A 22,028-nucleotide genomic window follows, 5' to 3' on the forward strand; every position below is an offset into this window, starting at 1 on the left:
CCCCGTGAGGGTCTATGTCTCCACGGCGTTCCTGGACACCCGGGAAGCGATCGAGATCGCCCGGGCCGCAGACGAACTCGGCTACGACGGCATCGCCATCCCCGATCACGTCGTCAACCTCGAGACACTGCAGACGCCGTATCCGTACACCAAGGACGGCAGCAGGCGGTGGGAGGCCTTCACCGACTGGCCGGACCCGTGGGTGATGATCGGCGCGATCGCGCTGGTGACCACCCGGCTGCGTTTCGTCACGACCGTCTATCTGCCCGCGATGCGCGACCCGTACTCGGCGGCGAAGTCCATCGGGACGGCCGCGGTGCTGGCCCGGGGGCCGGCTCGAACTCGGCGTCGGGGTGGGCTGGTGCCGTGAGGAGTTCGAACTGCTGGGTCAGCAGTTCGAGAAGCGCGGCAAGCGCACCGACGAGATGCTGGCGCTGATGAAGGAACTGTGGGCGCCGGGCTGGACCGAGTTCTCCGGCGATTTCTACACCGCGCCGCGGATGGAGATGGAGCCGACGCCGCCACCGATTCCCGTCTACGTCGGTGGGCTCTCGGACATCGCGCTGCGCCGGGCCGCCCGCCACGACGGCTGGATCGGCGACCTGATCAGCACCGAGCAGGCACTGGAACGGATCGCCACGCTGCGCCGGCTGCGGTCCGAAAAGGGTTTGGACATGCAGGGTTTCGAGGTGATCACGCCACTGACCGATGCGTTCATCCCTGAGCATTACGCACGGGCCGAAGCCGGCGGCATCACCGGCATCATCACGATGCCGTGGATGTTCTACGGCGGCCCCGACGCGACGCTCGAGCAGAAGGTCGACGGCATGCGCCGGTTCCGCACGGACATGGCGCTAGAGGGCTGAGGACACGCTCGCCGGGGCAGGCCCCGACTCCGGTGCCGACCCCGAGCGTGACAGCCAGTGCGCCGATCCTGCCGATATGCCTGGAAAACCCCCCACGGTATTACCCCCCCGGACCGTTCCCACCACGGCCAACAACGGGTCATCTTAGGTACGTCAGCAACGAAAATACTTGCGTTCACCAACATTTATCGGCGTGTCTGCAAACTCGCGACTCGGCCGACTTCGCTGACGCTGCGCCGCCGGGAGCAAACCCGACGTCAGCGCCGGGCCACCACCGCCGGCCGCCGTCGCCCGTCGACCGACCAGGCGCCCGCGCCCATCGTCGCGAGGAGCAGGAACGCGAAGCAGAACACGACGGCCAGCTCGCCGCCGTTGCCGCCGAGCTGCGCATCGAACGGCCAGAAGCTGGCCGGTTTCCCGCTGAACACGGCCCAGTGCTGCCAGAAGTACGCCACCGCCATCTCGCCGGAGGCGATGAACGCGGCGATGCGCGTGAGGAAACCGGCGGTGATCAGGATGCCGAGCACGATCTCGAGGATGCCTGCGAACCAGAACGGCCAGGTGCCCGAGGGTACCGCCTGGCCGAGGGGCCAGCCGAACACCTTCATGGTGCCGTGCAGCAACAGCAGCACCCCGACGACGATGCGGAAGAGGCTCAGCGCAGGGGAGGAGTAGGTGGCCAGTCGGGCGTCCAGTCTCTGGGTCATAGCAGCAGACTAGCGGAGCGGACCACGGTCCGGATAGCGCGCGGGCGGCTCCGGGCGGGGCGGCATCGCCGCCCGCGGCCGGAACGGTCGAGTCGGCGGATCGCTCATCCGCGGCGAGGCCATCGGCGGCGCGGACAGCGACCGCATCCTCGTGGTCTCGAGGTCCGACACCGGCGGACGCGGCGGGGCGCCGATCTTCATCGGCCGGGTCTCCTCGCGAGGTGTGCGGCGCTCCAGCAGCACGCTGCGCGCGAGCCGGTCGAGTGCGCCCTGCACCTGAAGGCGGTCCGGCCGGCCCTCGAACTCGGTCGACTGCGCCAGCATCTCGGTGATCCAGGTGGCGACCACGTCGCGCGCGGAGTTCACCTCGGCGGCGCCGGCTGCGGTCAACGAGAACGCCCCGCCGGCGCTAGTGGCATAGCCGCCGGCGACGAGCCGGTCGAACGTCGGCTCCAGGATCTGCCGCGGCACCCGGCGCTCGTCGGCGATGGCGTCGAGATCAGCGGTGCCGGTGACCGAGGCATACCGGTACACCTGGATCAACGCCCACAGCCGCGCCGGGTCGAGGCGACTTCGCGACGCCCGGGTGACGGCGTCCAGATCCACCCCGTGGCTGCGCTGCAGGATCCGCCCGATCGCCACTTCGAGCAGCTTCTCCGGCGATGCCGTCGTCGGCATCCCGAACCCCTCACCCAGGTCGGTGCTGCCGGCCGCGGCAGCATCGCGCAGCGGAACCTGCTTGAGGAACAGCGCGAGGATCAGGCCCACCACAGCGAACGGCGCGGCGAACAGGAACACGCGGCTCAGCGAATCCGCGTAGGCGTCGATGATCGGCGCGGCGACGTCCTGGGGCAACCGGTGCAGCGCCTGCGGCGAGGTCGCCGCCTCCGGCGGTGCGCCGCTGCTCGCCATCGCCGCGGGCAGCCGGTTGTCCAGGAAGTTGGCGAACATCGACCCGAAGATCGCCGCACCGAACGAACTGCCGATGGTGCGGAAGAACGTCACCCCGGACGTGGCGACGCCCAGATCGGTGAAGTCGACGGTGTTCTGCACGACCAGCACCAGCACCTGCATGCTCAGGCCGATGCCGGCGCCGAGCACCAGCAGATACAGCGACTGGACCAGCGTCGAGGTGTCCGCGTCCATCCGGGACAGCAGTACGAACCCCAGCGCCATGATCGCGGTGCCCGCGATCGGGAAGATCTTGTACCGCCCGGTGCGCCCGACGATGACGCCGCTGCCCAGCGAGGTCACCAGCAGGCCGAGCACCATGGGCAGGGTTCGCAGACCCGAGGTGGTGGCGGAGACGCCGTCGACGAACTGCATGAACGTCGGCAGGAACGTCAGTGCGCCCAGCATCGCGAAGCCGACCACGAACGACAGCACGCAGCACACCGTGAACACCGGGTTGCCGAACAGCCGGATCGGCAGCACCGGTTCCGCGGCGCGCCGCTCGACGACGACGAAGGCCACCAGGACCGCGACCGACACCACGAACAACCCGATGATCGTCGCCGAGCCCCACGGATAGGTGGTGCCGCCCCAGCTGGTGGCCAGCGTCAGGCCCGCCGCGCCGAGTCCGACCAGCACGATGCCCGCGTAGTCGAGCACCGGGCGCGCGGTGCGCGCGAGTTCGGGCAGGGCCACCGCCGCGATGCCGAGGACGACGACGGCGACGGGCACGTTGATCCAGAAGGCCCAGCGCCACGTCAGATGGTCGGTGAACAGGCCGCCGAGCAGCGGACCGATGACCGTCGTGACGCCGAACACCGCTCCCAGCGCACCCTGGTAGCGGCCGCGCTCGCGCAGCGGGATCACCTCGCCGATGACCGCGACCGCGGTCACGGTGATCGCGCCGCCACCCATGCCCTGCAGCGCCCGGGACGCGACCAGCATGCCCATCGACTGCGCGAGCCCGCACAGCACCGAGCCGAGCAGGAAGAGCAGCACCGCGACCTGGAAGATCTTCTTACGGCCGAAGATGTCACCCAGCTTGCCGACCACCGCGGTCACGATCGTCGAGGCGAGCAGATAGCTGGTGACGACCCACGCCTGATGGCCGGCGCCGCCCAGATCGGCGACCACGGTCGGCAGCGCGGTCGCCACGATCGTCTGGTCCAGCGCCGCGAGCAGCATGCCCAGCACGACGGCGGTGAAGACGAGGTTGCGGGAGTGCACATCCAGCTGTTCGGACTGATCGGCCTTCTCGGCCACCGCTGACGCACTCACCGCCAGAAACTACCCGCAGCGGCTCCGAACGACACCGCGCGCCGCTGTGAGGTTGCTCAACGCACGGTGCTGGCGAGGGCGGTGAGCGTCTCGGCCGAGGTGTAGCGGGGCCGCCACCCGAGCACAGACGTGGCCTTGGCGGTGTCCATCACCACCGAGGTACGGCCGGCGTGCAGCCACTCCAGCGCAGACGGCACGAACGGCAGCCGCGAGAGGAGCTCGGAGGTCATGACCGCGGCCGCCCGCGGCACCTTCACCGGCTGCGCGCCGAACGCCTCAGCGACCTCGGACATGGACACCACGCCGTCGCCGGCGATGTTGTAGGCCCCGGGCGGGGCGGACGTCGTCGTCACCGCGAGCGTGATGGCGGCCGCGACGTCGTCGTGGTGCACCAGCTGCAGCGGCGTCCCCGGATCGGGCAGCGGTCGCAGCAGCGGCAGCGCCCGCGTGATGCGGCGGACGGGCCCGGGCAGGTGGTTCCACGGCATGGCGTCGGCCAGCGCGGGCGCCTTGGGTCCGGCGACGATGCACGGCCGCAGCACGTACACCTCCAAATCGGAGCCGTCGGTGATCTCGGCCAGCGCCGCCTCGCACGCCGCTTTCTGTTCGGAGTAGTAGTGCTCGGCGGATCCGCGCGGGGCGACGTCCTCGGTGAGGGGCACCGGGTTGTCGGCGTGATAGCCGTAGGCGGCGACCGATGAGGTGTAGACGAGCCTGCGGGGGCGAGCCGCGGCGACGGTCGCCTCGAACACGTTCCGGGTGCCGGTCAGATTGACGCGGGCACTCTCGCTTCGGGTGCCCATGATGATGAAGGCCAGGTGGACGACGACGTCGACGTCGGCGACGAGGTCGTCGACGGCCTCGCGATCGAGGATGTCGCCCTGCCGGTAGACCGTCTTGGTCCAGCCTTCCGCCGCGGCGTCGAAGGGGCGGCGGGCCATGCCGACGATCGCGGTGACGTCGGGATGATCCTCCAGCGCCGCGATGGCTGCCTTGCCGATCTCGCCGGTGGGACCCGTGACTCCGACGCGCAATGCCATGGCGTGCGAGTTTCCCGATTCGGCCTGCGCGAAACAGTGCGCCGTCTCGAGCGGACGCCGAAACAGAAGCGCCCGCCCGGCGTGACACCGGGCGGGCGAATCCGAGCCGACTACTTACACGTCGTAGTACAGCGAGAACTCGTACGGGTGAGGCCGGATCTGGATCGGCATGATCTCGTTCTCCCGCTTGTAGCTGATCCACGTCTCGATCAGGTCGGGGGTGAACACGCCGCCCTCGGTGAGGTACTCGTGATCCTCCTCGAGCTTGTCGATCACCGCCGCCAGCGACGTCGGCGCCTGCGGGATGTTCGCTGCCTCCTCGGGGGGCAGCTCGTAGAGATCCTTGTCGACCGGCGCCAGCGGCTCGATCTTCTTCTTGATGCCGTCGATGCCGGCCATCAGCATCGCCGCGAACGCCAGGTACGGGTTGCCCGAGCTGTCCGGGCAACGGAACTCGAGGCGCTTGGCCTTCGGGTTGTTGCCGGTGATCGGGATACGGACGCAGGCGGACCGGTTGCGCTGGCTGTACACCAGGTTGATCGGCGCTTCGTAACCCGGGACCAGACGCTTGTAGGAGTTCACCGTCGGGTTGGTGAACGCCAGCAGCGACGGCGCGTGGTGCAGGATGCCGCCGATGTAATGCCGCGCCATGTCCGACAGACCCGCGTAGCCGGACTCGTCGTGGAACAGCGGCTTGCCGTCCTTCCACAGCGACTGGTGGGCGTGCATGCCCGACCCGTTGTCACCGAACAGCGGCTTGGGCATGAACGTGACCGTCTTGCCGTTCGCCCACGCCGTGTTCTTGATGATGTATTTGAACAGCAGCACATCGTCGGCAGCGTGCAGCAGCGTGTTGAACTTGTAGTTGATCTCGGCCTGGCCGGCGGTGCCCACCTCGTGGTGACCGCGCTCCAGGACGAACCCGGCGTTCTGCAGGTTGGTGGCCATCTCATCGCGAAGGTCGACGTAGTGGTCGTACGGCGCCACGGGGAAGTAGCCGCCCTTGGGGCGCACCTTGTAGCCGCGGTTGGCGCTGCCGTCGGCCTCGAAAGGCTCACCGGTGTTCCACCAGCCCGACTCGGAGTCGACCTCGTAGAACGTGCCGTTGATGCGCGAGTCGAAGGAGACCGAGTCGAAGATGTAGAACTCCGCCTCGGCGCCGAAGAAGCAGGTGTCGGCGATGCCGGTGCTGGCCAGGTAGTTCTCGGCCTTGCGGGCGACGTTGCGCGGGTCGCGCGAGTACGCCTCCCGCGTGAACGGATCGTGGACGAAGAAGTTGATGTTCAGCGTCTTGGCCGCGCGGAACGGATCGATGCGCGCGGTCGCCGGATCGGGCAGCAGCATCATGTCGGACTCGTGGATCGACTGGAATCCGCGCACCGACGACCCGTCGAACGCGAGGCCGTCCTCGAACACGCTCTCGTCGAAAGCCGACGCCGGGATCGAGAAGTGCTGGACGACACCGGGCAGGTCGCAGAAACGGATGTCGACGTACTCGACCTTCTCGTCCTTGATCAGCTTGATGATGTCGTCGGCGGTCTGTTCTGCCACTCTTTGCTCTCCTTTGACTCGGTAGCCCGCGGCTGACGCTATGGACACGATGTTGCACCGCCGTCAACCGCATGTTGCGTGGACGTTACGCATCCTCCGCGTCCGCCCGTCGGGCGCATCCGCGGCCGGCACCTATCCTGGCGGTATGTCGCGCGCATCCGGTTCGGGTCTGGGGTCCTGGCTGTCGGGGCCGGGCACGCCGGAGCCCGGTACGTATCCCGGCGAACGGCTCGGACTGCCGCGCAGCGGGCCCGGGTCCATCGCCCGCTTCGGCCGCCGCATCGCCGCGCTGTGCGTGGATTGGCTGGTGGCTCTCGGGGTGGCGGCGCTGCTCACGACGATGGGCCTGTTCGGCTCGATGGCGCTCCAGTCGGTCCAGCTGATCGTCTGGTTCGTGCTGGGTGTGGTGTCGGTGCGGCTGTTCGGGTTCACGCCCGGTCAGCTGGTGTTGGGCCTCAAGGTGGTGGCCGTCGACGGGCGCGGCTACGTCGGCGCGGGCCGGGCTCTGGCCCGTGGAGTGCTCATCTTGCTGGTGATCCCGGCGCTGTTCACCGACTCCGACCTGCGCGGGCTGCACGACCTGGCGACCAAGACCGCGGTGGTGAAGCGGTAGTCAGCGCCTCCGCACGGTGCGCTGCACGCCGCGCATCTTGGCCTGCGCGGGCAGCGGCCCCTTGGGCATCGCGGCGGGACCGACCTTCGACCCGAGCGCGGCGAGCCGCGACTCGAGGGAGTCCATCTGCTTGGCGGTGATGTTGGCCGGAAGCCGGGTCAGGTGACGCTCCAGCTTGGACAGCGGCACCTCGCCGTCGCCGTTGCCGATGATGACGTCGTAGATCGGCACGTCACCCACCAGTCGGGCGGTGCGCTTCTTCTCCTGCGCCAGCAGCGGCTTGACCCGCGTCGGAGAGCCCTCGGCGACGAAGATGACGCCGGGGCGTCCGATCACCCGGTGCACGGCATCGAAGTGCCCGGTGGCGGCGACACCGGGGGTCACCCGCCACTTGCCGCGCATGTTGTCCAGCGCCCAGGCGGCCGCACCGGTCTGACCTTCGGCCTTGCGGTAGACCGACTTCTGCGCACGGCGGCCGAAGATGATGAACGCGACCAGCGCGCCGAGCACGATGCCCAGCGGTATCAGCATGTACATCGTGAAGCCGCCGGCGTACACCCCGAGCGCCACCGAGGCGGCCACGATCAGCACGAACGCGCCGATCATGTACGGCAGCAGCCGCTTGTCCTCTTTGCGCTGGATCTGGAACGCCTGCCACAGCTGGCTGCGCCGCTGCTTGGATGCGGCCTTGCGGGCGGCCTTCGCCTCGGCTTTCGCAGCGCGATTCGCCGCCTTGTTGACCCCCGCGGAGTTACGCGATTTCGCCATTGGTTCAGGATACGGATGGCTGTGCCGCCGCCGCGGCGGCTCCGGCCGACCGGGACGCGATCGTCTGCGCGTACAGCTTGCCCGCGCGGTATGACGAACGCACCAGCGGTCCGGCCAGCACGCCTGCGAAGCCCAACTCGGTGGCGAACTGCTGATGCTCGACGAACTCGTCGGGGTGCACCCACCGCTCCACGGGGTGGTGGCGCGCCGACGGCCGCAGGTACTGGGTGATCGTGACGATGTCGCAGCCGGCGTCGTACAGATCGCGCAGCGCGGTGCGCACTTCCTCCGGCGTCTCGCCCATACCCAGGATCAGGTTGCTCTTGGTCACCAGACCGTCCGCGCGCGCCATCGTCAGGACCGACAGGCTGCGGTCGTAGCGGAAGGCCGGCCGGATCCGCTTGAAGATGCGCGGCACCGTTTCGACGTTGTGCGCCAACACTTCCGGGCGGGTCTCGAAGACCTGCGCGAGCAGCGCCGGCTCTGCGTTGAAATCGGGGATCAACAGCTCGACGCCGGTGTTCGGGTTGAGTGCCTTGATCTGGCGGACCGTCTCGGCGTAGAGCCAGGCGCCGCCGTCAGGCAGGTCGTCGCGGGCCACTCCCGTCACCGTCGAGTAGCGCAGCCCCATCGCCTGCACGCTCTCGGCGACGCGGCGCGGCTCGTCGCGGTCGAGTTCGGCCGGCTTGCCGGTGTCGATCTGGCAGAAGTCGCAGCGCCGGGTGCACTGCTCGCCGCCGATCAGGAAGGTGGCCTCGCGGTCTTCCCAGCACTCGTAGATGTTGGGGCAGCCGGCCTCTTCACACACCGTGTGCAGACCTTCGCGGCGGACCAGGGACTTCAGCTCGGTGTACTCCGGGCCCATCTTGGCCCTGGTCTTGATCCACGGCGGCTTGCGCTCGATCGGCGTCTCGGCGTTGCGCACCTCGAGCCGGAGCAGCTTGCGGTTACCGGGTTCGACACTCACTGCATCGATGCTACTGCGTGATCGGCGCTGCTGAGCCGGCCGTCGAGCACGTCACACACCGCGTCGGCGACAGGGCCGAGGACATCGTCGACGGTGACGCGGCGGCCGAGTTCGGCCGTCAGCGACGTGACGCCGGCGTCGGCGATGCCGCACGGCACGATCGAGCCGAACGCAGCCAGATCGCAGTCGCAGTTCAGCGCGAATCCGTGCTGGGTGGTGCCGCGCGCGACCCGGATGCCGATGGCGGCGATCTTGCGCGCGGGCCGGACCTCGTCGGCCGCCACCCACACCCCAGACCGGCCCTCGACCCTGCCCGTGGGCAGGCCCAGATCGGCGCACACCGCGATCAACGCCTCCTCGAGTCGGCGGACGAAGTTGACCACGTCGAGCGGCTCGGCCAGCCCGATGATCGGATAGCCGACGAGCTGACCGGGCCCGTGCCAGGTGATCTTGCCGCCGCGGTCGGTGTCGACGACGGGCGTGCCGTCCACCGGGCGTTCCTCCGGCAGCGTGCGGCGCCCGGCGGTGTACACCGACCGATGCTGCAGCAGCAGCAGCGTGTCCGGGCCGCCGGCGACGCGGGCGTCGGCGATCTCCCGCTGCAGATCCCAGGCCGCCTGGTAGTCGATCGTTCCGAGCCGGCGTACGGCGACGGCATCGCTGCTCGAGCGGATCGATGACGCCATGGCACCGACGCTACTCACGGTTGCCGGCGGTGGCGAACGCCAGCGCCTCACCGATGGTGTTGTGGTGGAAGCGGAACCCCGCACCCTCCAGCACGGCCGGGATCGCGCGCTGACCGCCGAGCACGCCCTCGTCGGCGAACTCCCCGAGGACTGCACGCAACGCAAAGCCGGGCACCGCGAACGGGGTCGGGCGGTTCACGGTGCGGCCGAGCGCCGTGGTGAACTCCGCGTTGGTCACCGGAGCAGGTCCGGTGAAGTTCACCGGACCGGCCAGGTCGTCGTGCGTGATCGCGAACAACAGTGCCCGCACCTGGTCCTCGAGGCTGATCCACGACAGGTACTGGCGGCCGTTGCCCAGCCGCGCCCCGAGGCCGAGCGAGAACAGCGGGCGGATCCGGCCCAGCATTCCGCCCGAGGCCGACATGACCAGGCCGGTGCGGGGGAGCACCACCCGCACCCCCGACTGCGCCGCGACCGTGGTGGCCGCCTCCCAGTCGACGGTGAGGCGCGCGAGGAAGGTCTGCCCGGGCGCCGCGGTCTCGTCGACGGGTCGGGCGCCGGTGTCGCCGTAGTAGCCGACCGCGCTGGAATTGACCAGCACCGGCACCCCGGCCTCGACGACGGCGCGGGACAGCACTTCGGTGGGGCCGATACGGCTGTCGCGCAGGCTCTGCTTGAACGCGCCGGACCACCGCTTCTCGCCGACGTTGACGCCGCACAGGTTCACCACGGCGTCGACCCCGCGCAGCGCGCCGGCGTCGAACTCGCCGGTGTCGGGGTTCCAGAACACCTCATCGGCGTTCGACGGCGCCCGCCGCACGATGCGCACCACCCGGTGATCGGTGGCGCGCAGCGCGTAGACCAGCGCCGTACCGATCAGACCGGAGGAGCCCGCAACCGCGATGACCGAATCCGATGGCATCGACACCTCGGTCTACAGACCCAGGTCCGCCTCGAAGGCACCCTCTTCCAGCCGCCGCTTGATCGTGGTGACGAAGCGGCCGGCGTCGGCGCCGTCGATGAGACGGTGGTCGTAGGTCAGCGGCAGGTAACACACCGAGCGGACACCGATCGACTCGTTGCCGAGCTCGTCGACGATCACCCGCGGGCGTTTGACGATCGCGCCCGTGCCCAGCATCGCCGCCTGCGGCGGCACCAGGATCGGGGTGTCGAACAGCGCGCCCTGGCTGCCGATGTTGGTGATGGTGAACGTGCCGCCGGACAGTTCGTCGGGCTTGAGATCACCCGAGCGAGCCCGCGCGGCGATGTCGGCGATCGCCCGCGCCAGCCCGCCCAGCGACAGGTCGCCGGCGTTCTTGATCACCGGGGAGAGCAGGCCCTGATCGGTGTCCACCGCGAAGCCGAGGTGCTCGGCGTCGTAGTAGGTGATCTCCTTGGATTCCTCGTTGTAGCTGGCGTTGACGTTCGGATGGATCTTCAGCGCGTCGATCACCGCACGCGCGATGAACGGCAGGTAGGTCAGGTTGACGCCCTCGCGCTCGGCGAAGCTGGCCTTCGCCTTGGCCCGCAGCGCCACGATCTTGGTCATGTCGACCTCGTGGGTCTGCGTCAACTGCGCTGTGGCCTGCAGGGATTCGCGCGTCTTCTTCGCGGTGATCTGCCGGATCCGGTTGGCCTTCTGGGTGGTGCCCCGCAGATGCGCCAGCGCGGCTTCAGGGGCCGGCGCGGAACTGGTGGTCTTGGCCGGGGCCTCGGCGGCAGGGGCCGGCTTCGCGGACTCTTCCTTCTGGCTGGCCGCGGCCAGCACGTCCTGCTTGCGGATGCGTCCGCCGACGCCGGTGCCCTTGACCGCGGCCAGGTCGACGTTGTTCTCGGCGGCCAGCTTGCGCACCAGCGGCGTCACGTACGGGCCCGAGTCGCTCGACTTCGCTTCTGCCGGAGCGGCTTTCGGCTCGGGCTTGGACTCCGGCTCAGGTTCGGACTTGCGCTCCGGCTTGGGCTCGGGCGGGGCCTCTTCCGACGGCTTCGCCGTGGGCTTGGTGTCCTTGGCGGGCTCCGGTTCGGGCTCCGGCTCCGGCTCCGGCTCGGGTTCGGGTTCGGGCTCCGGCTCGGGTTCGGGTTCGGAGTCACCGGCATCGGCGCCCTCGGAGTCGCCGATCTTGGCGAGCTCACCACCCACCTCGACGGTGTCGTCTTCCTCGGCGGTGATCGAGAGCAGGGTGCCCGCGACCGGCGAGGGGATCTCGGTGTCCACCTTGTCGGTCGAGACCTCGACCAGCGGCTCGTCGACCTCCACGCTGTCGCCGACCTTCTTCAGCCAGCGCGTCACGGTGCCCTCGGTGACCGACTCGCCGAGTTCCGGCATCAGCACCGGCGTGGACGATCCCGACGATCCGCCGGACGACTTCTTCTCGGGCTCCGGTTCGGGCTCGGGCTCGGGCTCGGGCTCGGGCTCCGGTTCGGGCTCGGGTTCGGGTTCGGACTCGGCCGCCGGCTCCTCTGCGTCGTCGCCGCCACTGTCGCTGTCGCCGCCACTGTCGCTGTCGTCGTCCGCGTCGCCGATCACGGCCAATTCGCCGCCGACCTCGACGGTGTCGTCCTCCTGGGCGACGATCTTCTTCAACACCCCGGAAGCGGGGGACGGGATCTCGGTGTCGACCTTGTCGGTCGACACCTCCAGCAGTGGCTCGTCCTCCTCGACCGTGTCCCCCTCTTGCTTCAGCCAGCGGGTGACAGTCCCCTCGGTAACGCTCTCTCCGAGTGCGGGCATCTGGACGGAGATGGCCATAGTGTCGTGGCTCCCTTGCACGGTCGGTCGCAGTCTTGAGGTGTCGGATCCCATCCTGTCACGTCCCGCGGGACGTTTCGCCGCAGACGTGGCTACTGACCGCTCTGGCACTATCGAAACCGAGGGGTGCGGCAGCGGGAAGGAGCGACCCCAGGTGGGACTGTTCGACGTACTTCGCGGCAGGCGGCGTGGCGGCGGCACCGCCACCGACCGGGCCGCCGATCTGCGCTACCTGCAGCAGTGGGTTGCCGAGCACACCGGCGTCGAGGCGTTCGTCGAGCCGAAGACGACCGTCACCGACGTGACGGTCGTGCTCGTCGCCGCCGACGGCGAATGGACCCGGCGCAGGGCCGGCGGCTACGCCGGTGCGCGCCGGCTGTCGGACCGGTTGAAGATCCCGATCTACGACGTACAGAAGGTCGGCTACCCGCAGCGCATGCGTGACTACGACGCCCGCAAGCGGATCGAGCGCAAGCGCGCCGCCCGCGAGGAGCTGGATCGCTAGTAGCGTGCGGGCTCGTGGACATCGACGGGCCGATCATCATGGCGGTGCATGCGCACCCCGACACCTCCGGCATCTGGGACGGCATGGCCGCGCTGATCGGCGACACCGCCCGTGTCGAGCGCTGCAGCGCCGACGGATTGGCCGCCGCGCTGACCGGGCGCGGGCCGGTGCACCTCGTCGCGCACGGTCCGGCGGCGGCTGCGGTCTGGCAGTACCTGGCCCGTCCTGACGCCGCGGATCACCTGGCCTCGGTCACGCTGTCGGTCCCCGTCCGGCGGCGAGGGCTGCCCGGCCGGCGGCGACGCACAACGCAGACCCCGGACCGGGTCGCGGTGCCGGTGCAGCTGATCGTCGGCACCGGCAAGGTCGATGACGATCTCGCCGCACGTGTGCCCCGGTTGTGGCGGCGTGTGGTCGCCAGCGGCCGGCCCACGCCGGCCACCCATCCGCAGGTGTATGCCCGCTCGGTGCGTCAGCTCGCCGAGCATCTCGGCGGTGCGCCCGCGGCGCGGGAACTGCTGCGTGCCGAGGTCGGACGGTTCCGCAGCGCGTTCGGCGACACGCTGGTGTCGGTCACGGGGGCGGGCAGCGGTATCGGGCGTGAGACCGCGCTGGCGTTCGCAAAGGAGGGGGCCGAGCTGATCATCAGCGACGTCGATGCCGACGGCCTGGCCGAGACGGCCCGCCGCCTCGCTGATGCCGGCGCTGCCGCGCACAGCTACATCGTCGACGTGGCCGACGCGGCGGCGGTGGAAGCGTTCGCCGACGAGGTGTGCACGGCGCACGGTGTGCCGGATGTGGTGATCAACAACGCAGGCGTCGGACATGCCGGCTTCTTCCTCGACACCCCCGCCGAGGAGTTCGACCGGGTGCTCGACATCAACTTCGGGGGCGTGGTCAACGGCTGCCGGTCATTCGGCAGGCGATTGGCCGAGCGGGGCACCGGCGGCCACATCGTCAATGTCGCGTCGATGGCGTCCTACACACCCGTCAACGTGATGAACGCCTACTGCACGTCCAAGGCGGCGGTGTTCATGTTCTCCGATTGCCTACGCGCCGAACTGGATTCGGCCGGCATCGGGCTGACCACGATCTGCCCGGGCGTAGTCGGCACCAACATCGTCGACACCACGCGGTTCTCGCTGCCCGAGTCACGCCACCCCGACCCCGAGACGCTGCGGGCGCGTGCCAGGCGCGGCTTCGCGATACGCCGCTACGGGCCGGAGAAGGTGGCCCGCGCCATCGTCAGTGCGGTGACGAAGAACAAGGCCGTGCGGCCGGTCACCCCGGAGGCCTATCTCGTGTACGGCATCGCGCATGCCGCGCCGCAGGCCATGCGCAGTGCGGCGCGCGGCGGCAACATCGTGTGAGCCGGCGCGTCTGTCGGGTGTGGTGTTGGTGAGTTCTGATAGCGCATGCGCTATCGGATTTCGGTGACGGACACCCCGCCCGCGTCGCGTTAGCGTTCTCAGATGGCAGAACCCGCGCCTGCGCGCTACACCTATCGCGTCGAATGGTCTTCCCGGCGCGCACAATACGTGGCCCGTTGCCTCGAGATGCCGAGTGTCTCCGACTCCGCGGACACCGCGCCGGAAGTCATCGCGCGTGCCGAGCGTGCGGTCACCGGACACCTCGAATACATGGACCGGGAGTTCGGCGGTGATCCGCCGACCCCGTTGACCGACCACAACTTCAGCGGGACATTTCTGGTCCGGACCTCCCCGGAACTGCACGCGCGGCTGTCCACCGAAGCCGCCGAGCAGGGAGTCTCGCTCAACCAGTGGGCCGTCCAGAGGCTCGCCAACCGGCCGCCGAGTCGGCAGTGGTGAGCCTCAGCCGTTGGCCGCGATGTCCTCGAGGACCGCGAACATCGTCCGTGTCGGCACCCCGGTCCCGCCCTTGGGCGTGTAACCCCACGGCCCGCCGGAGTTGTACGCCGGCGCCGCGACGTCGATGTGCACCCACGCGACCCCGTCGGCGACGAACTCGCGCAGATACGTCCCGGCGACCAGCATGCCGCCGTACCGCGAACCGCTGACATTGGCCAGGTCGGCCACCGTCGACTTCAGGTCGTCCTTGAGCTCCTCGGGAAGCGGCATCGCCCAGCCGTTCTCACCGACGGACTGCGAGATGTCGGCGACCCGGTCGCGGAACTCGTCGCTGCCCATCACCCCGGGCGTGCGCGAGCCCAGCGCGACGATCTGCGCGCCGGTCAGCGTCGAGGTCTCGATCAGATACTGCGGACGGTCCTCGCATGCGCGCACGATCGCGTCGGCCAGGATCAACCGGCCCTCGGCGTCGGTGTTGAGCACCTCCACGGTGGTGCCGCCGTACTGGGTCAGCACGTCGCCGGGCCGCTGCGCGGTTCCCGACGGCATGTTCTCGGCCATCGGCACCGTCGCGATCACGTCGATCGGCAACTTCTGCCGCGCCGCGAGCACCACCGTGGCGATCACCGCCGCGGCACCGCCCATGTCGGACGTCATGTGGTGCATGTTGGCCGCCGGCTTGATCGAGATGCCGCCGGTGTCGAACGTGATGCCCTTGCCGACCAATGCAACCGTGGTCGGCTTTCGGCCCTTGCCGCCGCGGTGGACGAGCCGGACCAGACGCGGCGGACGCGACGAGCCCTTGCCGACGCCGACGATGCCGCCGTAACCGTCCTTGGTCAGTGTCTTGTCGTCGAGCACCTCCACCTCGAGGCCGGCGGCCTCGCCCAAAGCCTTTGCGCGCTTGGCGAATTCGGCTGGAAACAAGTGGCTGGGCGGGGTGTTGACGAAATCCCGGGCAGTAGCCACCGCCGTCGCGATCGCCTCCGCGCGGGCGGCGGTGTCCTTGGTGGCCGACTTCGTGTCCGGGGTGAGCGCGGTGACCCGCTGCAGCCCCGAGTCCTTGGGGGCGGTCTTGCCGCTGCGGAACTCGGAGAACCGGTAGGAGCCGAGGATCAGCCCCTCGATCGCGGCCTCCAGGTCCAGGGCCGAGAGCGTGGTCAGCACCGACTCGACGCCCGACAGCGATCGCGCCGCCGCCCCGGCGGCGCGCCGGATGGTCTCGGCCGGCCACTCGTCGCGGCTCTTGCCGAGCCCGACGGCGAGCACGCTGCCCACCGGCAGCGACGGCACGATCACCCGGGTCAGCTGCTCGCTGCCCCCCTTGGCGCCGAGCGCCTTCAGCGCGGCCTCGATCTCGCTCACCGCGTCGGCAGGCAGGAATGAGCCGGCGACCACCATCGCCTTCGGGTCGTCGTCGCCCACGCTGACGACCGGCACGATGAGCACCGATCCGGCGACGGAGCGCTTCGGCAGTGCGGCGGCGACGCTGACGGTGGGGGACTGATAGCCAGGTGGGGTGCTCACGGGGATTCACCCTAGCCACTGCCTACTAGTGTGGTTGGTCGTGAGTGACAACCCGTTGACCGGCCCGCTCGAGCACCGCCACCGCGAACTCGGAGCGACCTTCGCCGAATTCGGTGGCTGGCTGATGCCGGTGTCCTACGCCGGCACCGTCGCCGAGCACACCGCCACCCGCACCACCGTCGGCCTGTTCGACGTCAGCCACCTGGGCAAGGCCCTGGTCACCGGCCCGGGTGCGGCCGAGTACGTCAACTCCGCGTTCACCAACGACCTGCGCCGCATCGGCCCGGGCAAGGCCCAGTACACGCTGTGCTGCACCGACGACGGCGGCGTCATCGACGACCTGATCGCCTATTACGTCTCCGACGACGAGATCTTCCTGGTGCCCAACGCGGCCAACACCGCCGACGTCGTCGCGGCCCTGAAGGAGCGTGCGCCCGCCGGCCTGACGATCACCGACGAGCACCGCTCCCGCGCGGTTCTCGCCGTGCAGGGACCCAAGTCCGCCGAGGTGGTCGGCGGACTGGGCCTGCCGACCGACATGGACTACATGGGCTACGCCGACGCCGTTTTCGGCGGCGTTGACGTCCGGGTCTGCCGGACCGGCTACACCGGCGAACACGGCTACGAACTGCTACCGACCTGGGATCAGGCCGCGGTGGTGTTCGACGCGCTGGTCGAGGGTGTGCGGGCCGCCGGTGGCGAACTGGCCGGACTCGGAGCGCGCGACACGCTGCGCACCGAGATGGGGTATCCGCTGCACGGCCACGAGCTGTCCCGCGACATCTCGCCGCTGCAGGCCCGCTGCGGGTGGGCGGTCGGCTGGCGCAAGGACGCGTTCTGGGGCCGCGACGCCCTGCTCGCCGAGAAGGAGGCCGGCCCGCGGCGCACGCTGCGCGGCCTGCGCGCCGTCGGCCGGGGCGTGCTGCGCGGCGAGCTGACCGTGCTCGACGGCACCACCCCCATCGGGGTCACCACGTCCGGAACGTTCTCGCCCACATTGAAAGTCGGGATCGCGCTGGCGTTGATCGACACCGCCGCCGACATCGCCGACGGCGCCCGCGTGAGCGTCGACGTGCGTGGCCGCGCCGTCGAATGCGAGGTCGTCAAACCGCCGTTCGTGGACACCCGCACGCGGTAAATCGCTCGCCAGGCGGTTATACAATCGCCTGCATGACTGAAGGCCTCTCGTTCACCGTCGATCGCACCGCGAACCCGGCGAGCGACGAGGTACGCGCCGGGATTCTGAGCAACCCCGGCTTCGGCAAGTTCTTCACCGACCACATGGTGTCCATCGACTACACCGCCGGTGAGGGCTGGCACGACGCGCGCGTGCAGCCGTACGGGCCCATCGAACTCGACCCCTCGGCCATCGTGCTGCACTACGCCCAGGAGGTGTTCGAGGGGCTCAAGGCCTACCAGTGGGGCGACGGGTCCATCGTGTCGTTCCGGCCGGAGGCCAACGCCGCCCGGCTGCAATCCTCGGCGCGCCGGCTGGCGATCCCCGAGTTGCCGCAGGACGTCTTCCTCGAGTCGCTGCGTCAACTGATCGCCGTCGACGGGCAGTGGGTTCCGCCGGCTGGCGGTGAGGAGTCGCTGTACCTGCGGCCGTTCATCATCGCGACCGAACCGGGCCTGGGAGTGCGGCCGGCCAACCACTACCGGTACCTGGTGATCGGCTCGCCCGCCGGGGCCTACTTCCCGCGCGGCATCAAGCCGGTCAGTGTCTGGCTGTCCCACGAATACGTGCGCGCCTCACCCGGCGGCACCGGAGCCGCCAAGTTCGGCGGCAACTACGCGGCCTCGTTGCTGGCCCAGGCCGAAGCCGCCGACCACGGCTGCGATCAGGTGGTGTGGCTCGACGCGATCGAACGCCGCTACGTCGAGGAGATGGGTGGCATGAACCTGTTCTTCGTCTTCGGCAGCGGCGGCACCGCACGGCTGGTCACCCCGGAGCTGTCGGGTTCGCTGCTGCCGGGCATCACGCGAGACTCGCTGCTGCAGTTGGCCACTGACGCCGGCTTCGCGGTCGAGGAGCGCAAGATCGACGTCGACGAATGGCAGAAGAAGGCCGCCGCGGGGGAGATCACCGAGGTGTTCGCCTGCGGCACCGCCGCCGTCATCACCCCGGTTTCGCACGTCAAGCACACCGACGGCGAGTTCACCATCGCCGACGGCGAGCCCGGTGAGATCACCATGGCGCTGCGCGACACGCTGACCGGCATCCAGCGGGGCACCTTCGCCGACACCCACGGCTGGATGGCCCGGCTGAACTAGCCGATCGCCAGCCCCAGCGCGGCGACCGTCGTCGTCACCTCGACCGCGGCGCCGAGCACGTCACCGGTGACACCGCCGAACCGGCGCACGCAGTGCGCGATGAGAAGGGTCGAGGCGGCCAGCGCGACCAGCACCACCACCGGGCCCTGCCACGCCCTGGCACACACCGGGACGGCCGCCGCGGCGACCGCGGCCACCCACGCCCACACCACCCACGTGGGCTGGGTGCCCGCCACCCGGCCGCCAAGCGTGCTGCCCGCCGCGGCCGGCACGCCCCGGCGGCACGCGGCCACGACCGCCACCCTGCCCGCGGTCACAGCGACGATCAGCGCGGCCCAACCGGCGTCGGCGAACGCCAGCGCCTGGAGCAGGATCGTGGCGGCGACCGCGGCGACGCCGAACGGCCCCGCAGTGCCTTCGCGCATGACCGCCAGTGCCCGCTCGGGCGGCCCGTAGCAGCCGAGTGCGTCGGTGGTGTCGGCCAGTCCGTCGATGTGCAGCCCGCGGGTGGCCAGCAGCAGCGTGACCACGGCGAGCGCGCCGGCCAGCGGGCTCGCCTCACCGAACGCCCAGAACCCGCCCGCGAGCACCGCGGCCGCGGCGCCACCGACCGCTACGCCGGCCACCGGCAGCGCGGTCATCACCCCGCGGCCGATTCCCGCGGTGCGCGACGCCGGCACCGGGAGGATCGTCGCGAAGGCCAAAGCGCCTGCCACCGAAGCGATCACGATCAGCCCTCGCTGATCCCGGCCTCTTCGAACGTGGCCATCGTGGCCAGGGTCGCCACCGCGGCGCGCAGCACCGGAAGGGCCACCAGCGCGCCCGAGCCCTCACCGAGTCGCATGCCCAGGTCGACGATCGGCTCCAGCCCGAGCTCCCGCAGCGCCAGCGAGTGTGCGGGCTCGGTGGAGCGGTGCCCCGCCTGCCACCACTGCCGGGCGCCGGGTGCGAGCCGCTCGGCGGCCAGTGCCGCGGCCGTCACCACCACGCCGTCGAGCAGCACGGGTGTGCGCCGCAGCGCGGCCTGCGCGCTGAACCCCGTCATCGCCGCCAGGTCGGCGCCGCCGCAGATCCGCAGCAGCGCAACCGGATCCGCGGAGAGCCGGCGGGTGCGGTAGAGCGCGTCGCGGATCGCGGCGGTCTTGCGCGCCCAGCCGGCGTCGTCGACCCCGGTGCCCCGGCCGACCACCGCAACCGGCTCCGTGTCGGTCAGCGCGGCCACCAGCGTGGTCGCCGGTGTGGTGTTGCCGATCCCCATGTCGCCGGCGATCAGTAGATCGGCTCCGGCGTCGACCTCCTCGTCGGCGATCCCGCGGCCCGCCTCGATCGCAGCCACCACCTCGTCGGGGGTCAGCGCGTCCTCGACGGCGATGTTGCCGCTCGACCGGCGGATCTTGTTGGCGCCGACCGCCGGCGAGAGCGGCTCGTCGGTGTCGACGGCGATGTCGGCGATGCGCACCGTCGCGTCGGCGATCCCGGCGAGCACGTTGACGGCCGCGCCGCCCGCGGCGAAGTTCGCCATCATCGCGGCCGTCACCTCAGGCGGATAGGCGGACACGCCCGCCGCGGCCACGCCGTGGTCGCCGGCGAACACCACCACCCGGGCGCGCTCGAACTGCCTTGGCGGGCAGGCACTTTGACACGAGGACACCCATACCGACAGGTCCTCGAGGCGGCCCAGCGCGCCGGCGGGCTTGGTCAGCCGCGCCTGACGGTCCCTGGCTGCGGCGGCGGCGGCGGGATCGGGCGGGGCGATATCGGGGAAATAGGACACCTATGACACCCAGGTCACCGCGGCCATCACGCCACGGTGGCGCCGCGCTCGACAGCCGGCCGGGGCGCACGCATCCGGCGCAGCTGCGAGGCCCGGCTGGCGGCGTAGAACCCGAGCTTCCAGCCCGATTCGGTGTTGCCCGGGAACTTCTCGTCCACGAGCCGGTTCACCCGGCGGCCGAGGAAGAAGCCGTCGACGATCATGATCAGCACGAGCACGAGCATCGCCGGGGACAGCAGCTGCTGCACCTGCACCGACGGCACCGCCAGCATCACCAGGATCAGACCGAGCGCCGACGGCATGAACAGTCCGAGCACATTGCGCCGGGAATCCACCACGTCGCGCACGTAACGGCGCACCGGGCCCTTGTCGCGCGGCAACAGATAGGCGTCGTCGCCGGCCATCATCTTCTCGCGCCGCTGCGCCATGTCGGAGCGGCGTTCGGCCTTCTCGACCTTGCGCTCCTCCCGGGACAGCTTCGGTCCGCGCAGCTCTTTGCGGCGGCGCCGCGCCTCCGCGCTGGTCATCGGCGCGGGCGCGACCGGGCCGCGGCGACGGCTCGCCTCGCTGCGCTTGGGTGTCGGCTTGCCCTTGGGCGCGGTCGCCGCCCGGGCGGCGGTGGCGGAGGTTCCGGCGTGGTCGTCGGCGGACGCCGAATCCGCCGGATCGTCCCCGGAGTCGTCGTTCTTGCGGCCCAGCAGCTTCACGCCTGCAAGGTTACTTCGCGAGGGTCGCCGGGGAGGCGGCGAGGGCGCGTCGCGCGGCATGCGGCGGGTGAGACCACGTCCTAGTCTGCCGGGATGACCCGGACCGTTCTGATCGCGCCGGATTCGTTCGGCGACAGCCTGACCGCGGTGCAGGCAGCGCACTGCATCGAAACCGGCTGGCATGCCGCCCGCGGCGACGACCGGCTGATCCTGGCTCCGCAGTCCGACGGCGGCCCCGGATTCGTCGAGGTGCTGGCCGGCCGGCTCGGCGAGATGCGCACCGAGCGGGTCAGCGGCCCCCTGGACGCCGAGGTCGACGCCCGCTGGGTGTTCGACCCGTCGTCGCCGGCGACCGCCTACCTCGAGTGCGCGCAAGCGTGCGGGCTGGCGCTGCTCGGCGGCCCGCCGACGGTGCGCACCGCGCTCGACGCGCACACCCGTGGCGTCGGCCAGCTCATCGCCGCCGCGCTGGCCGCGGGCGCGCGCCGCATCGTCGTCGGCCTCGGCGGCAGCGGCAGCACCGACGGCGGGCGCGCCATGATCGACGCCCTGGGCGGACTCGCGGCGGCCCGCGACCGCCTCGCCGGGATCGAGCTCATCGCCGCCAGCGACGTCGAACACCCGCTGCTGGGGCCGCGCGGCGCCGCCGCGGTGTTCGGCCCGCAGAAGGGCGCCGACCCGGACACCGTCGCCGCCCTGGAGGACCGGCTGACGGCGTGGGCACAGCACCTCGACACCGCAGCGGGTCGCCCGATCCGCGACGATCCCGGGGCCGGGGCGGCCGGCGGACTGGGTGCTGCGCTGCTGGCGCTGGGCGCCCGGCGGGAATCCGGTGCGGCGATCATCGCCGAACACACCGGCCTGGAAACCGACCTCGACGCGGCCCACCTGGTCATCACCGGTGAGGGCCGGTTCGATGACCAGTCCCTGCACGGCAAGGTGGTCAGCGCCCTGGCCGCGGGTGCCCGCCGGCGCGGGGTTCCGGTGCTCGTCCTCGCCGGCCAGGTGACGCTGCCCGACGCCGACCTGCGGGCCGCCGGCATCACCGCCGCCCACTCGGTCGCCGAACACGCCGGATCGGTGCGCCGGGCTATCGACGAGGCGGCCGACCAGCTCACCGGGCTCACCTGCGCGGTGGCGGCAACCTGGGCGTAGATGGGGAATAGCGCCGCGACAAGGTACCGTTGAACCCGTGGGGTCACGGCGCTCGGGGCCTCACCCACGAACATCCACACA

General features: G+C 70.5%; 20 protein-coding genes and 1 pseudogene. 8 read left to right on the top strand and 13 right to left on the bottom strand.

Features of this window, described 5'->3' with window-relative positions:
• The first annotated feature begins 4 nt into the window (after window positions 1-4).
• Window positions 5-866 (top strand): annotated as a pseudogene (locus G6N45_RS15295) (TIGR03619 family F420-dependent LLM class oxidoreductase).
• Window positions 867-1,123: 257 nt separating this feature from the next.
• Here G6N45_RS15295 and G6N45_RS15300 read toward each other — a convergent pair.
• From G6N45_RS15300 to glnA, 4 genes are all read right to left on the bottom strand, one after another.
• Complete coding sequence (locus G6N45_RS15300; protein WP_163723056.1) at window positions 1,124-1,573, bottom strand: DoxX family protein; 450 nt, start codon at window positions 1,571-1,573, stop codon at window positions 1,124-1,126.
• A 9-nt stretch (window positions 1,574-1,582) separates the two neighbouring features.
• Complete coding sequence (locus tag G6N45_RS15305; RefSeq protein WP_264059387.1) at window positions 1,583-3,802, bottom strand: MDR family MFS transporter; 2,220 nt, start codon at window positions 3,800-3,802, stop codon at window positions 1,583-1,585.
• 56 nt (window positions 3,803-3,858) lie between these two features.
• Window positions 3,859-4,842, bottom strand: a complete 984-nt coding sequence (locus G6N45_RS15310) for an NAD-dependent epimerase/dehydratase family protein (RefSeq protein WP_163723057.1) — start codon at window positions 4,840-4,842, stop codon at window positions 3,859-3,861.
• 114 nt (window positions 4,843-4,956) lie between these two features.
• On the bottom strand, window positions 4,957-6,393 hold the full coding sequence (gene glnA, locus G6N45_RS15315; RefSeq protein WP_057148555.1) for a type I glutamate--ammonia ligase: 1,437 nt from the start codon (window positions 6,391-6,393) through the stop codon (window positions 4,957-4,959).
• A 145-nt stretch (window positions 6,394-6,538) separates the two neighbouring features.
• Between glnA and G6N45_RS15320 the strand changes: the two genes are divergently transcribed.
• Window positions 6,539-7,006, top strand: coding sequence for an RDD family protein (locus G6N45_RS15320; protein ID WP_163723058.1), 468 nt, complete (start codon window positions 6,539-6,541; stop codon window positions 7,004-7,006).
• Here the strand turns inward: G6N45_RS15320 and G6N45_RS15325 are convergent, their stop codons facing one another.
• The 5 genes from G6N45_RS15325 to sucB are packed head-to-tail and all read right to left on the bottom strand — an operon-like array spanning window position 7,007 to window position 12,176.
• Entirely contained in the window at window positions 7,007-7,774 is a 768-nt protein-coding gene (locus G6N45_RS15325) for a DUF4191 domain-containing protein (protein ID WP_163723059.1), read from the bottom strand.
• Between the two features lie 4 nt (window positions 7,775-7,778).
• Window positions 7,779-8,741: a lipoyl synthase gene (gene lipA, locus G6N45_RS15330; RefSeq protein WP_163723060.1), complete on the bottom strand. Its 963-nt coding sequence runs from the start codon at window positions 8,739-8,741 to the stop codon at window positions 7,779-7,781.
• The gene (gene lipB, locus G6N45_RS15335; RefSeq protein WP_163723061.1) at window positions 8,738-9,427 is read right to left on the bottom strand and encodes a lipoyl(octanoyl) transferase LipB; all 690 of its coding nucleotides are present in this window, start codon (window positions 9,425-9,427) and stop codon (window positions 8,738-8,740) included. Before lipB ends, lipA begins: the two co-directional genes overlap by 4 nt.
• Before the next feature lie 10 nt (window positions 9,428-9,437).
• Window positions 9,438-10,349 (bottom strand): TIGR01777 family oxidoreductase, encoded by a 912-nt coding sequence (locus G6N45_RS15340; RefSeq protein WP_163723062.1) that lies wholly within the window; start codon window positions 10,347-10,349, stop codon window positions 9,438-9,440.
• 12 nt (window positions 10,350-10,361) lie between these two features.
• Window positions 10,362-12,176, bottom strand: a complete 1,815-nt coding sequence (gene sucB, locus G6N45_RS15345) for a 2-oxoglutarate dehydrogenase, E2 component, dihydrolipoamide succinyltransferase (protein WP_163723063.1) — start codon at window positions 12,174-12,176, stop codon at window positions 10,362-10,364.
• A 154-nt stretch (window positions 12,177-12,330) separates the two neighbouring features.
• On the opposite strand from sucB, the gene G6N45_RS15350 reads away from it, so the two are divergent.
• The 3 genes from G6N45_RS15350 to G6N45_RS15360 all read left to right on the top strand — a co-directional run bounded on the left by G6N45_RS15350 (window position 12,331) and on the right by G6N45_RS15360 (window position 14,510).
• The gene (locus G6N45_RS15350) at window positions 12,331-12,681 is read left to right on the top strand and encodes an oxidoreductase (protein ID WP_163723064.1); all 351 of its coding nucleotides are present in this window, start codon (window positions 12,331-12,333) and stop codon (window positions 12,679-12,681) included.
• Between the two features lie 38 nt (window positions 12,682-12,719).
• Window positions 12,720-14,051 carry an SDR family oxidoreductase gene (locus G6N45_RS15355; protein WP_163728508.1) on the top strand — a complete coding sequence of 444 codons (1,332 nt, stop codon included), beginning with the start codon at window positions 12,720-12,722 and terminating at the stop codon, window positions 14,049-14,051.
• Window positions 14,052-14,153: 102 nt separating this feature from the next.
• Entirely contained in the window at window positions 14,154-14,510 is a 357-nt protein-coding gene (locus G6N45_RS15360) for a type II toxin-antitoxin system HicB family antitoxin (RefSeq protein WP_163723065.1), read from the top strand.
• 3 nt (window positions 14,511-14,513) lie between these two features.
• Here G6N45_RS15360 and G6N45_RS15365 read toward each other — a convergent pair whose 3' ends face one another.
• Window positions 14,514-16,037 carry a leucyl aminopeptidase gene (locus G6N45_RS15365; RefSeq protein ID WP_163723066.1) on the bottom strand — a complete coding sequence of 508 codons (1,524 nt, stop codon included), beginning with the start codon at window positions 16,035-16,037 and terminating at the stop codon, window positions 14,514-14,516.
• Between the two features lie 28 nt (window positions 16,038-16,065).
• Between G6N45_RS15365 and gcvT the strand changes: the two genes are divergently transcribed.
• Window positions 16,066-17,175: a glycine cleavage system aminomethyltransferase GcvT gene (gene gcvT / locus G6N45_RS15370; protein ID WP_163723067.1), complete on the top strand. Its 1,110-nt coding sequence runs from the start codon at window positions 16,066-16,068 to the stop codon at window positions 17,173-17,175.
• Window positions 17,176-17,207: 32 nt separating this feature from the next.
• Window positions 17,208-18,311: a branched-chain amino acid aminotransferase gene (locus tag G6N45_RS15375; RefSeq protein ID WP_163723068.1), complete on the top strand. Its 1,104-nt coding sequence runs from the start codon at window positions 17,208-17,210 to the stop codon at window positions 18,309-18,311.
• Here the strand turns inward: G6N45_RS15375 and G6N45_RS15380 are convergent.
• Genes G6N45_RS15380 through G6N45_RS15390 form a run of 3 tightly spaced genes read right to left on the bottom strand, consistent with a single transcriptional unit; the run spans window position 18,308 to window position 20,792 of the window.
• Window positions 18,308-19,039: an adenosylcobinamide-GDP ribazoletransferase gene (locus tag G6N45_RS15380; RefSeq protein ID WP_163723069.1), complete on the bottom strand. Its 732-nt coding sequence runs from the start codon at window positions 19,037-19,039 to the stop codon at window positions 18,308-18,310. The genes G6N45_RS15375 and G6N45_RS15380 overlap by 4 nt on opposite strands.
• 2 nt (window positions 19,040-19,041) lie before the next feature.
• Window positions 19,042-20,085, bottom strand: coding sequence for a nicotinate-nucleotide--dimethylbenzimidazole phosphoribosyltransferase (cobT, locus tag G6N45_RS15385; protein ID WP_163723070.1), 1,044 nt, complete (start codon window positions 20,083-20,085; stop codon window positions 19,042-19,044).
• A 26-nt stretch (window positions 20,086-20,111) separates the two neighbouring features.
• Window positions 20,112-20,792 (bottom strand): DUF3043 domain-containing protein, encoded by a 681-nt coding sequence (locus tag G6N45_RS15390; RefSeq protein ID WP_163723071.1) that lies wholly within the window; start codon window positions 20,790-20,792, stop codon window positions 20,112-20,114.
• Window positions 20,793-20,885: 93 nt separating this feature from the next.
• Here G6N45_RS15390 and G6N45_RS15395 point away from each other — a divergent pair, with 93 nt between their 5' ends.
• Window positions 20,886-21,947, top strand: coding sequence for a glycerate kinase family protein (locus tag G6N45_RS15395; protein ID WP_163723072.1), 1,062 nt, complete (start codon window positions 20,886-20,888; stop codon window positions 21,945-21,947).
• Window positions 21,948-22,028: the final 81 nt, after the last annotated feature.

This window comes from Mycolicibacterium psychrotolerans, assembly GCF_010729305.1.
Classification (GTDB): Bacteria; Actinomycetota; Actinomycetes; order Mycobacteriales; family Mycobacteriaceae; genus Mycobacterium; species Mycobacterium psychrotolerans.